Source organism: Nostoc sp. (genome assembly GCF_035638895.1).
Classification (GTDB): Bacteria; Cyanobacteriota; Cyanobacteriia; order Cyanobacteriales; family Nostocaceae; genus Nostoc.
The window spans coordinates 18,777-31,607 of the sequence record NZ_DASQZC010000423.1 but is presented as its reverse complement, the minus strand read 5'-3'; the positions used below and the strand labels follow the sequence as shown (position 1 = coordinate 31,607).

General features: G+C 37.8%; 11 protein-coding genes. 7 read left to right on the top strand and 4 right to left on the bottom strand.

What is annotated here, in order from left to right; genetic code table 11:
* Positions 1–2,776 (bottom strand): AAA family ATPase (locus VE944_RS21350; RefSeq protein WP_324981494.1); only part of this gene is annotated, 2,776 nt, incomplete at its 3' end.
* Positions 2,777–3,144: 368 nt separating this feature from the next.
* Here VE944_RS21350 and VE944_RS21345 point away from each other — a divergent pair.
* The 4 genes from VE944_RS21345 (at position 3,145) to dpdD (ending at position 6,726) form a co-directional block, all read left to right on the top strand.
* Positions 3,145–3,414 (top strand): hypothetical protein, encoded by a 270-nt coding sequence (locus tag VE944_RS21345; protein ID WP_324981491.1) that lies wholly within the window; start codon positions 3,145–3,147, stop codon positions 3,412–3,414.
* Complete coding sequence (locus tag VE944_RS21340; RefSeq protein WP_324981488.1) at positions 3,384–3,830, top strand: HNH endonuclease; 447 nt, start codon at positions 3,384–3,386, stop codon at positions 3,828–3,830. Before VE944_RS21345 ends, VE944_RS21340 begins: the two co-directional genes overlap by 31 nt.
* Positions 3,831–3,836: 6 nt before the next feature.
* Positions 3,837–4,352: a phospholipase D-like domain-containing protein DpdK gene (gene dpdK, locus VE944_RS21335; RefSeq protein WP_324981486.1), complete on the top strand. Its 516-nt coding sequence runs from the start codon at positions 3,837–3,839 to the stop codon at positions 4,350–4,352.
* A gap of 100 nt (positions 4,353–4,452) precedes the next feature.
* Positions 4,453–6,726 carry a protein DpdD gene (gene dpdD / locus VE944_RS21330; RefSeq protein ID WP_324981483.1) on the top strand — a complete coding sequence of 758 codons (2,274 nt, stop codon included), beginning with the start codon at positions 4,453–4,455 and terminating at the stop codon, positions 6,724–6,726.
* A gap of 245 nt (positions 6,727–6,971) precedes the next feature.
* Here dpdD and VE944_RS21325 read toward each other — a convergent pair whose 3' ends face one another.
* Positions 6,972–7,574, bottom strand: a complete 603-nt coding sequence (locus tag VE944_RS21325) for a hypothetical protein (RefSeq protein WP_324981480.1) — start codon at positions 7,572–7,574, stop codon at positions 6,972–6,974.
* 110 nt (positions 7,575–7,684) lie between these two features.
* Between VE944_RS21325 and VE944_RS21320 the strand changes: the two genes are divergently transcribed.
* Complete coding sequence (locus VE944_RS21320; RefSeq protein WP_324981477.1) at positions 7,685–8,611, top strand: hypothetical protein; 927 nt, start codon at positions 7,685–7,687, stop codon at positions 8,609–8,611.
* A gap of 38 nt (positions 8,612–8,649) precedes the next feature.
* Entirely contained in the window at positions 8,650–8,940 is a 291-nt protein-coding gene (locus tag VE944_RS21315) for a site-specific integrase (RefSeq protein WP_324981476.1), read from the top strand.
* A gap of 92 nt (positions 8,941–9,032) precedes the next feature.
* Here the strand turns inward: VE944_RS21315 and VE944_RS21310 are convergent, their stop codons facing one another.
* Positions 9,033–9,230, bottom strand: coding sequence for a hypothetical protein (locus tag VE944_RS21310; protein ID WP_324981472.1), 198 nt, complete (start codon positions 9,228–9,230; stop codon positions 9,033–9,035).
* A 133-nt stretch (positions 9,231–9,363) separates the two neighbouring features.
* Positions 9,364–12,084, bottom strand: a complete 2,721-nt coding sequence (locus VE944_RS21305; protein WP_324981468.1) for a RelA/SpoT family protein — start codon at positions 12,082–12,084, stop codon at positions 9,364–9,366.
* A gap of 322 nt (positions 12,085–12,406) precedes the next feature.
* On the opposite strand from VE944_RS21305, the gene VE944_RS21300 reads away from it, so the two are divergent.
* Positions 12,407–12,793, top strand: coding sequence for a CU044_2847 family protein (locus VE944_RS21300; protein WP_324981466.1), 387 nt, complete (start codon positions 12,407–12,409; stop codon positions 12,791–12,793).
* The last annotated feature ends 38 nt before the right edge of the window (positions 12,794–12,831 follow it).

The window sequence follows — 12,831 nt, the reverse complement described above, 5'->3', positions numbered from 1 at the left end:
GCAGCTTTCTCAGTATATCTTTGACAATTTTTGGAAATGAATTTATAATCACAATCAAACTAATATATTTTAAGCCTTCGCCCAAAATTACCATATTTTGGGCTATTTTTATCGGATTTTTCTTAACATTCAACACTTCTGAGCTTATAAGTATATCTGACCTCTTTTTTTGCCCTTCCACATATTTCCTGACTAATCCTTGATTCACTATCCGTTCACATTGTTTCATTTTTATTCTGATTGGATGTTCTTGATAAAAACGCACTTTTTGTAAAATTTTAAACATCAATCTTTGTTTACTATTTTCTCCAAACTGGTTAAGCCAGGCTCTTACTTTATCATCGGTAATAGCTTGTCCACGGTAAAGTTCCCATGTATTTACCAATTTAAGAATTTCTTCAGGTCTGACGTATGCTTCTTCTTCATCCTTTTTACGTTTTAAAATAGCATCCGGATCTGTAAAAGTAGTAATAATTTCATTGACACCTTTATCTCTAAGCCACTTAGCAAATAAAGGTACTTTACAATCATAAATATCATTAGTATTTATAAGAACTTGGCGTCGCTCAAAATCTCGCAGTTCTTTTTCTATAATATCTGTTTTTAATCCATATTTTATAGCTTGATCTATAATATGTTCTTTCTTCACCTCAGAACATTTTCTATATGTTTCAGCTAAGGCTAATAAAATCTTCCTTCGATTCATTGAATTTTGTTCTGCAATATCACCTGTTTCAAAAATTCCATCTTTCCAAAAATGAATGAAGCTATTACTAGCTATGGTATTTAATGTAAATGTAGTAGCTTCTTTTATCTCTTTCAGAGTTATATGTCCATCTCTGCGAGCTACCATTAGCTTAAATAACTCTCTACATATTTGTTTTGTGAAGTATGGATTGCCTCCTGTTTGTTGATGTAACTCATATAAAGCTAGATCAGAAATTTCAATTCCCCATTTTGCTACTGGTTTTCTAACAAGGTCTTGAAAATCAGATAAAAACTTTTCAAAATAATCTATTCTATTTGGCTGAAACTTATTGAGTGCATCTCCTTGAACACTTATAATAAACTCCATTTTTTCGCCTCCCACTAACACAAAACCAAAGTTTTTTTGGCTACTAATAGCTCTTAATGTGAGGAAAAAAGACTGGCCAATAGGCGTAAATTTATATGTATCTATCGGTAATTCGTCAAACTCGTCTAATATAAATAGTATCCTGTATTCTGGTATAATATTTATAACTTCCTCTAGAAAATCAGATAGAGGAGATAATGAGTTTTTAAATTCTGGTGTTTGTAAATGAGATAATTTTATTTCTGCTTTTTGTATTTTTTTACAAATTCTTTGTCCTAAATTTCTTATGGTTTCAGTTGCGCTAGGATAACTATACTCCCCTCCCTCTATATAAATTACAAGGTAGTCAGAAGTATTTAGTTTAGATAAACGTGAACCTAAAGTTTTCGCTATAGAAGTTTTGCCTACACGTTTTTGTCCCAATATATAAGATGAACCTACACTATTTTTAGCACTAGCACTTCTTATCAGCTGGTCAAGAACATCTTTACGTCCTACTAACTCATCCTCAGTTTCCACTGGTTCTAAACTATACGGTTCCTCTATAACCAATTTCTCCCAGTCAATATCAGAATTCTGCCCTTCTAATTCAAGTTCAAATTCTTCTTTACCTTTTGAATTATCAAAATTAGTCCAGATTAACTCCCCTAGTAATTCGGCTTTTTGGTTTGGGTAAATAACTTCACATGGAATTTCTAATTCTATAGTTGTTATTTCAATATGACCAAGATATAATTCTCGTTTATCTAATTGGATATTGTCACTTACTTCTATCAAATTTAAATTTACGTCAAAAGCTTGCCCAGAAGCATTATTTTTGATAACTAAGTTTAGATTAAATTTATGGTTTAATCTAGAAAAAGGATATTTTTTTTCATTAGTATAAATTTCCAGGCTAGCAGGTTGACTTAAAGGACTGTTGTGAAAATCTTTTTGTAAAATACTTTTAATTTTTCTTGCCAAGCCGCCCAAGTAATCAAGACTATACTTTGTTCCATGTGTTTCAGCAATTAATAAATAGTCATCAATATTTTTTATAGCTTCATTAAAAATATGGATTTTACTTAATCCCTGACCATCTAAATATTTTTCTATTATAGTAAATATCTCTTGTGTGCGAAGACCAACTAATTCTTTTGGAAGAAAAGGATGTAGAAGAGATGTAGATAACCTAGAATTAATTGTTTGGAAGAATCTATGGCGAATATCAGGAAAGTGTTGGAAATTCTTAAAAAAGTCAATTAAGCCTAAAAAATCTTTATGAAACTTTGATACTTCTTCTAATAATCTACTTTCTTTATCATGGCTTTGCATTTTGATATCAATAGATAATGATTTGTATAAATCTCGTGAAAATATTTCATCAAAAAGTTTAAAACATTGGGGACGCAAACTACTGTCTATTTTTAAAAACTCATTATTCGCGTTTATTAGTCTAATTAAAGATGCTGCTATAAAATGTTTTTGACTAGAACTAAACTTATTTATAAATAGACTAGATACTATATCACCGTTCCAATCTTTTTCAAAAATTTCTGCACTCTTAAGTGTTGCTTTACAAAAAAGCTCAAGAAGTTGCAAACTTGAAATAGAAGTATTTTTTATTTTGGCTTGAGAAATTATCTCTAAAGCACAATCAATCGCCACCAGTGGTTTACTATTCAAAGCTTCATTGGCTTTAGAGATCAGTTCCTGAAACATAGAGGGAAATTTTTAGGTGAAGGGTAAAATTTTTTACATTATATTCATAAAAATCTTAAGTGGCAATTTTATTACATAACCTCATATACCTCATATAATTGATAAAAATCTCTAGATATATCCATTTATGCCTTAAATTCTGTAAAATATCCGATTTATAGGCAATAATCTTTATCCTTAAATCGATTCAACTTAGCCATACTTGTGGTTTTCTTAAGAATTTACACTGTATATTAAAGTTATTAATATAACTTTTGGTTGCACAATTTACACATACGGTTTTTGATAGTTGCGATCGCACCCACCCACACCGTTATAATCATTGATTAATTGAGGCACAATAGAACCAAAGGCACTGTGAACACACAATGACTACTCAATTGATGGTTCAACCCTCATCCTTAATGTCTTCTGGTATCAGGATGAGCGAATTCGGTGATATTTATCTTTTTAAATTTACCGATGAGCTACAGTCTCGCTTTGAAGAACTGTTGCAGAAAAAAAAAGCTGATGCGCTCACTCCTGAAGAAGAAGCTGAATATGTAGGCATTTCCGAACTTGAGCGAATATTTACCTTGATTAACGCTCAACTAGCAGCCAAAAGTAAATGGTGTCCGAACAAACTCGAAGACTTCTAAGAAAACGAGCTGAATATCTCTGCGAATACTGTCACTCTCCAGAATACTTGAGTCCAGACCGTTTTACCATTGACCATATCATGCCGCAGTCTTTGGGTGGCTCTGATGAACTGGATAATTTGGCATTAGCTTGTCATCGCTGTAATGAACGTCACTATAATTTTATTGTAGGTACTGATCCTAAAACCCAAGAACAAGTTCCTCTATTTCATCCCCGTCAGCAACAATGGTCTGAGCATTTTATTTGGACAAAAGATGGAATAAAAATTATAGGTACAACTCCTACAGGGAGAGCTACTAGCCATCGCTTTGACTTCAATGATGAACGTCGGGATGAGCCTTCCATTCAAGTTGCTCGTCGTTTTTGGGTAGAAGCGGGTTGGCATCCACCCCAGTCAGATCCACGTCAGGAATAAAATTAAATGCCTTCCCGCTATATTCACTCCCGCCTAAGTTCCCGCCAAATCCCTGACTTACTCCAAACAATCTTCGTCGCCGAACTTATCACCCCCAGCCAATGCGTGTGGCTTGTTTCTCCGTGGATATCTGACATCCCCGTTATCGATAACACCGCCAACACCTTCCTATGCTTAGAACCCTCATGGAGTCGTTCCCGCATTCGCCTCTCCCAAGTCCTCGCCACCCTAGCCGAACGGGGAACGACTGTACACATTGCTACCCGTCCCGACTCTCACAACCACAGATTTATTGAACAAATCAAAGGCAAAACTGACTATCAGGACGTTCCCGTGCGATTCCACATTACCGAAGAACTCCACGCAAAAGGTATCCTGGGAGATGGGTATTATCTTGCAGGTTCGATGAATTTCACCTACAACGGCATTACAATCAATGAGGAAGTTGTAACTTATGAAACATCCCCAGAAGCGATCGCTGAACAACAGTTGATTTTTACTAACCGATGGGGAGAGGCGTAATGCTATTTTGGATTTTGGATTATTTAATTTTTATCCTGTAACGATTTGAGTACTTTTTATTACACATCTTACTATATTAACTATGTGATATTCAAAAGCGATGACTAATGCTAGCAATGCAGATATCCGCCACTTCCTAGAGCAGTTTTTTGGCACTGACAACAAATTTGACCTTGGCAAGATTGAACGTGGCGAAGGAAAACAAGCCAAAATCCGTCCTTGGGTCGAGTTGTTGACCAAAGGCGAACCTCAGCCAACAATTCTTCCCTGCTGGCGTTCCGAGAGTGTAGATTGGTACGCCATCGCCCTTTCGGAACGCCAATTACGCCGTTTGAGTGAAGAATTAATGGCGTTTGTTGGCCCCACATATTCGACATTTCGTGGACAAAGAGCGCAACTAAACCCCCAAGACCCTATAGAATTAGCAGTTTACGAATTTACTGGAGGCGCTGCGGTCAAACTGTGCGGACAAGCGACAGATGTTTGGGAAGCACTAGAGCAGATGCGCCGAGTGAGTGAGAGACGGGTGAAACGGGTCGCAGATATTCCCCGTCCCACAGGTCGCGTACTGCGGGACTTTTATATGGCATTGCAAGCAGGCGATCGCATTGCTGCGGAAAACTCACTACAATACCTTGTAGACCAGCATCGTCTGGATGCGCTGAATCTGCTGTTTCTGCGGGTGCAACTCTTAGCAGAACTAGAGCAATGGAATGAGTTGCTTACCCTCCCAGAACTAGGCAATCTTTTGCAGGTTCGCCGACCCTTCGCCGTTACCCAAGCTCTGCTGAAGGCAGTATACCGCACTGAACTGCAACATTTTGAGGACAATAACGCCCCCGGCAGTGCTGTAGCCTATTTCCAAGAAGTAGTTTTTCCCCGTTACAAGAATCTTTTTGCTGTCCGTGCAGGTAGTAAAATCCCAGAAGTACTGAAATTATTTATGCTGCTGGCGGTAGGTGGAGAACCAACGAAACCTGCACTTCGAGACGAACTGCTAGCAATTGCGGAAGTTGAAGAAACTCACCGCAGCTATTTGCAAAGATTAGCTGCACTGCTAAGAGATGCTACCCCAGACAGCGAAGGCGACCCCCTGCAACAAGCCGAACAGCTATCCAAAAACGGAGACTTCGACCAAGCATTTTCATTGCTTTGTAATATTCCGTCGTCGAAAGAGAAAGTTCGCTTACTCCTCCAATGCGCCTACGAGTTGCAAACGTTGGCGGTGGAAAAAGCTGCATTGCAAGCCTTTGACGAGTTGACTGCTGACGAGCAAACAGCCTTGCTAAAAGTACGTTGGAACCAAGATTTTCTTACTAAACTGCGGGGAAGCCAGGAAGGTACAACAAAAGACACCCCAACAGCTTTATCTGTCCCAACGAATTGGTTGGAGTGGTTATCGCAACTGGATAAAAAGCCAACCTGGGAACGAGCGTTATACACTGCACGCCAGGGTTCTGCCGAATGGGATGTTACTAGCTTGCTGATGCAAGCACAGGCAGTAGCAGAATTTGACGAATTGTTAAGTAAAGTAGGCTCAACAGCTGAGTCTGTCCTGCACGATGCGCTTCCTTACTTGCTGGGATTTTTTCAGAAAGATGAGCAATTTCCCCGTGGCGAGTTCGAGAGCCTTTATTACTCATTACTAGAACTGCTAGTCCTGAGTACAGAGGGTGGGGATGTTGATTTGGTTTTGTTCAATGATTTAGCGATCGCTATTTTAACTTTGGGAGTTAATACAGCAAAATATACAGAGATTGTAGACTATGCTTTGGAGCTTTGGGACAGGTTCGCCTCACCCAAAAAAGTTGATTGGATGCTTGACTTAATTGATGTACTAATATCATATCCCTGCCCAGTCCTAGAAAAGCGCGAACAACTTCTATTTGCTACGGCTGAAACTCTACGCCGTTTTACAGAACGTATTGATGAAGTGCAAAGGGGAATCTTTCGCGCTTTGGTAAAAGATTTACACTTAGGAGAATCGTTTCCAGATTTGCTTGACGAACCAGCGAGTTTAGTCGAGCAAAATCTGGAAGTTGAGGTGAATATTTTCCAAAAACTCAAGAGTAAATCTGTTCTTATTTACACTCTCACAGAAACCGCAGCAATCAGAGTAAAAAGTATTTTAGAAGCAGCTTGTAAAGAAGTGACAGTTTATCTCAGTCATGACAAGGGAGGTAATGATAGGCTGCGTCAGTGGGTGAGAAATTCTGACATTGTTGTGATGGTGACGGCTAGTGCTAAACACGCAGCTACAGGTTTTATTGAAGCGAATCGTCCATCGCATCTTGCGCCGATTCTTTTGGTTAACAGTAAAGGTAGTGCAAGTATGCTGCGTGCGATTAGCTTATATCTTGCACCAGGCGACTAAAAGTCGCACGCCAGGTGCTTCAAGTCGGCCGAGCCGCCCAACGCACTGGCTTGGCTACACAGGCAAAACCCGCGCAGGCGGGTTTTAAACCTTGATTTTCCGTTAGTCTTCACAATACCAGGCGGACTTCGTTTCTTCGTTTATATAGCCGCGATTTCTAATCGCTAAGGCTAGGTGCAAGATGTGAGTTAGGGAATATTTGGCATGTTCAAGCTAATAGACTAGGGGCGATCGCAAGAGCGCCGTTAACTTGCCGGATGATATAACCCCGTATTTTCGTTAAATTCCCACCCCATACCTGATCTATCCTTGCCCTTGCACCATGCCACAAAAAGCGGTGGATGCAGATTAATTCGCTGTTCACGTATAGTTTCTACATTTACACCAAGTCTTGAAGCTAAACCTTCTTCCGTTAATGGTTGGATTCGCGGAGTATGCCCTTGATAGGATGAATTGTTGTAGTACGATTTCTTCTGCCGCCTTGGTTGGTTGTTGAGATGATTTTGAATTTTAATAATCGCCTCGGTAAACTGTGTCATTCGGGCTGTCATCCCCTCAATTTTTTGTTCTAAATCGGCGAGATTATGGATTGCTCCAGTTTCGTTGCTATTAGATTCACCGAAGTTCTGTGATTCCAGCTTATCCAGTCGTTCGCAAATAGCTAATATCGTTTGGGAAGTAGGGTTGGCGCTTCTACTGTTACTGTCCAACGCCAGTATTAATTCATCCAAAGAGTGAAGCAACTCGCTTGTTCGTCCTTGTCGGTGCAGCCGGGATAACTCCCTAACTGCTGGAATCAGGGGAGTGGGTACGCGGATCATCTCGCTGGGTTTGTTCTCGTCAGACATAGTGATATCGCAATTGATAGCAACAGCTATCGATATCAAGTAGATAGCAATGCTATCAACATATCAGGGATTGGTGATTCAAGCACAAAAGAGTTCGGGAATCGTCCGCCGTGTTTTGGGTCTTTCACCCTAGAAGGGATCAAGAAACTTTTGTGCAGGCTTTGGGAATTATTAACGAAGAGTGCGGGCAGTATATTCACTGCGCTGTCGTAGAATATAAAAGCTTCCTGAAACAGCGCTTCCAGGAAGCTATATATTTATCTGAGCGTAACCCTAAAGACCAAATGGATGTTACCAGTATTGAAATTAGCTCCGTAGAGATTCACTCTCCCCAACTAGGAAAAGTTGTATCGCCAAATACCTCACAGCAAGTAACTCCAGAATTAGTATCGGAGGTAATTCGGCAATATTATTACCGCACGCCTGCGGTGGGTAATGATGAGGAATTAATTTTAGCTTGGGCGGGTAGTCAAAACCGCGAACAAACTAAGCGAAAATACTACCGATTTGGTCAAAAATTGCTTGATTGGGTACGCAATGAAGGTATACCTGATTTAAGATTAATCCAGCTAACATTGTTACTGGAGTTTGTTGCTAGTTGGGGTGAGGTTTCCCCTTATACTAAATCTAACCAAGTACTAATGTTGCGATCGCTGTGGAGTTACGGTTCGGCTGAGAATTGTGGCTATTTCTTGCGGAATATTGCAAGTAGTATAAATTACGATAATTTTAGTGATTTACCTAAATCTGAGCGATATCTAGAAGATTGGGAGATGACGAAGCTAGCTGATGCTGCCAAACAGTTAGGGGGGCAGCATTGGTTGGTGTTCTCTCTACTTTTTTATAGTGGGATGCGGGTTGGTGAAGTTGGTCGCGTGACGGTTCCAGGTGATGTACCTTTTAAACCGAGAGAAGATTATCCGGGGTTATATTGGCATAATTTCCAGTGGTATCCCGACCCGACACCAGAGGATAGAAATCGGGGATACTATACGATTAAGTTCCGAGGCAAAGGTGGCACCGCGAGATTGGGTTAGACCATGAGACTTCGCTCGTTTTCAAGAAGTATCGGGGGATGGCTAGTGATAAGATGCCCGTGTTCCCGAACATGTCACCTGACCCAGCAAAAAGGGGGTTGCCGTTGAGCGATCGGGCAATTAAAAGATTGATTCAAGATATATCTGAAACGGCGAAGGTGAAGTTTTCGTGTCACTGGTTACGGCATTCTCATGCAACGAGGGCGGTGGAGAGTAAACCGCTTTTTCAGGTGCAAGACCAGTTGGGACACAGCAAGAGCGATACTACCAAGGGGTATGTAAGAGTGAAGAAGGATGCGGGGACGGGTACAGTGCTGCCGAGGTTTTGATTGGTTGATTTTGTCGCGGCTTGTATTTACCGGATAATGAGTGATGGGTGGTAAAGGGGGCGATCGCTTATTGACACGCCATACACCCGTGGTCAATCATTTCTCTTGCGTGTTGCCTTCGCGCCGCCCACTCCGGTACAAGGTGTAGCAGTTTCAGTGGTCATTTGTCGCAACGTGTGAACGCGCAAACACCCTGCCGATTGATTCCAAGTGTGTTCTAGGCGATTTTTCCAGGGTAAGCATTTGTACTCATTCGATTTTGGCGAGTCGTTGCGATCGCCGCACATCATTTTCGTGGTGTTGGGTGTTAGCGGTGGCTTTTGGGTTGCGGTCTACGTAGACGGGTGAGTGGGGTTTTTTCGTTGGGGTTGGGCGTGATGAGGATACTCACGTCAGTTATCCCTACCCGATGGCAAGCACTTCTTAAAACTCTCGCGGCTGAATTTTCACGTTTTTGTTATAGTCTACGTTCATTTCACTTACACGATTTACATTTATAACATCTTTAATTTGTTTGATAGAAGCTTTACAATTTTCAAGATTTTGAAGATTTTTAATATCAATGGATAAATTAATTAAAGCCTTATTTTCGTATGGGTAAGTTTTTATTATTGCTTCACTTATATTAATAGATTTATCTGCCAAATATGAGGTAATATCTTTTAATATTCCTATGCGATTATTAGTTTCAATTTTAATATCTACCAAATATGTCTGTTCGCTTTTATCATTCCAGCTAACAGTCAAACCTTCATATTGATTTGATTCACTACCGGATTTACTATTTAGTAAATTCTGCACATTCTTACAATTCTGATGGTGAATAGAAATGCCATCACTACGTGTAACAATACCAACAATGGGTTCTGCTGGTATAGGTTGACAACAACCTGCTCGATAATACAATAATCCTTCTATTCCTTTTATAGGATGCTGTTTGTCAGAGATATTAGCAGGGTGGTTCGACTTATTTCTAAGGGAAACTACTTCTACTGAACTTTTTCCCTGTAATACCTCTCGCAAAATTTTTATTACTTCATTCACGTCAATTACTTTTGCTGATTCACCTAAAGCAGCAAGTAAATCATCATCAGTTTGATAATTCAATCGTTGAGCTGCCTCTAGTATAAATTCGGAATTGTATGATATTTTAAGATTATTGTTAACAAAAGCTCTTTCTAAAATTTTCCATCCATGTGCTTTTGCTTCCTCCTTCTCTTTTTCTCTCACTAAGTTTATTACTTGATAAATAGATGTACTTTTTTCGCCATACCCTAAAGCAGCAAGTAAATCTTCTACACTTTGGTAATTACATTTTTCTGCTATCGTCTGCATAAATTTTGATCTCAGCAGATTTTCAAATCCCGTCTTACTTAATTCCTTTTCTAATAATTCTCGACCTCGATCAATATTTTCTTTCCTACGCGAACGCTTATGCCATTGTTTAATTCGATTCTTAGCAAGAGAAGTTTGGACAAAGTTTAGCCAATCTAGACTTGGGTGACCATTCTTTTGCGTGGTAATTTCCACGATATCCCCATTTTTTAGTTGCGTTAACAAAGGCACCATCCTGTCATTAATTCGCACCCCTGTAGTGTGGTTTCCTACTTCTGTATGAATGTGGTAAGCAAAATCTACAGGTGTAGAACCTTTCTTCAGTGAAACAACATTTTTATCAGGAGTAAATACATATATATGGGAACCAAATAAATTAGTATCAAGTTTTTCTTTAAGGAAGTCTTGTGCAGCAGAAAGACCATTTTGGTCTATATACTCCTTAAGTGCAGTAAATGCAAAATCTTTGTTAGTTGCACGTTGTGAATAACCAAGCTCTTTATACTTCCAATGAGCAGCTACACCATACTCTGCTTGTTGATGCATTTTTTCTGTTCTTATTTGAACCTCTAATTTTCTATGATCTTGAATATTTGATTCATTTACTAAAGGTGCATGAACTACAAGGTGAATAGATTGATAACCATTTTGTTTTGGTGCAGCTATATAATCTACTAATTCTCCGTATTTACGTATAAAAGTAGATTGCCGAGTAAAATTTTGTTGTATTATATCCAAAACGTCGTAACATATTTTACTAAGCTTAAGCTTGTCCTTATTAGAGTCACAATTCTCATCAGAATCGCAACAAATTATCCTAATACCCAATAAGTCATGAACTCCTTCAAATAACTCTTTAAAAGTCAGAAAGTTACCTTCTATTACTGTGCTAAATCCTTCAAGTGATATTTTACGATTTAAAGTTTTTTGGCTATAACTATAAAGTTGTTTCATTTTTGTATAAGTACTATATATACTTTTAGGTCTTCCACTAATTTTGAATTTTTCTTTAGGCAACCCATTTTTGACAATCTTATCTTCTATATAATTAATACAGTCATTCATAAAATTTTCTCGATCTGCTCGTTTTTCTTTAAGCAATTTTTTGATGTATGTATAAATCTTTGGCTTAATTCCTTTAAAACAAAGGTCTTCTAACTCCCATTTTATACTCCAAAAACCTAGACGATTTGCAATAGGAACAAATATTTTAAATGTTATAAATAAAAAATTGTTTTGTTCATTAGTCAGAATATTCTGCTTAAAAAAATCTTTATTTTTTAAAATTGATAGTCTATGGACAAGTTCTATAACTAGAGCACGGATATCTTTTTCCTGACTCATAGTTACAAAAACCATCATAATTATTTCCTCTACATCAGAGTCATCATCCAAACTATTGATAATTTTCTGTGAGGTCAAGCGATTTAAAAATACTAAAGTTTCTATAAATGGTAAAACATTTAATGGTTTTTTATCTATTTTAATATTTTCAAAGTTTTTTAGTAGTTTGTCATCAACATCAAACTTTAGTAGTTTCTCATCGAAATATAATGTATAAATCAGCCCAGATAAAGGCGTAATAATATCTTCGTCTTTTTGAGTTAAATTATTTGTCAAATCATATAAAGTGTAAAAGATAAATTTAGCTTTACTTTCTTTTCCTTCTAATTTTTTTTCAAATATTTTTTTATTTTCAGATGTAGTCTCTATTGATTTAATAGCATTAATAGCATTATTATATGCTATTGTTTTTAGTTCTAATTCTTTGCCACCTTGGTCAGACATTGGTGAACTTGTGTCAACCATATTTTTTTATTTTATTAAGTAAAACTACTTTAAAACTGCTTTTGAAAGCTTAAGACAAAAATTATTATATGTTTTCGTTTAATTAATGATGTATCATAAACTTGCAAAAGGGGTTACCCCATCCATTATCTAGAGGTGTTATATTATACACAAAAATTTATATTTTCTCAAGTACTAGTCTGTCGCTAATGGCCAACCTGGTAGGTAATTAATACATTACAACTACTTGACAAACACTCATCATTAAATTAAATCGTGCTTAAAGTAATTTAATGATATCTCTTCTATGGGGCATTTACTATTGATAATTTCTTAAAAAATAGTGAAGCAAGCACTACTAATTACTTGTATTAAGTTATTATTAAGTAAAATTAATATATTATTTATTATGGAATCTCGCCTAAAACGTACAGAGATAGTTACAGTAAAGCTCCCTAATGGTAAAGATGTAAAAATTGAAGCAACTCTGTTGCAGGGTGAAGAGGAAGTTGCAAATAAGATTTTGTCTTTTGAAAATATTAGCGATGTGATTGAGGGAATTGCAGCAGCGGTTGCAGCACCTTTGCAAAAAATTCAGCCTACTAAAGCCAGCATTAAATTAGGACTGGAAGTGGCTGTAGAGTCAGGACAACTCACGACATTAATAGTTAAAGGATCGAGTAAGGCAAATTTGGAACTAATTCTAGAATGGGAAAAACAAGATATTTAAAATTATTAGTCTGAATCAAACCGATAGCAACCTAATAG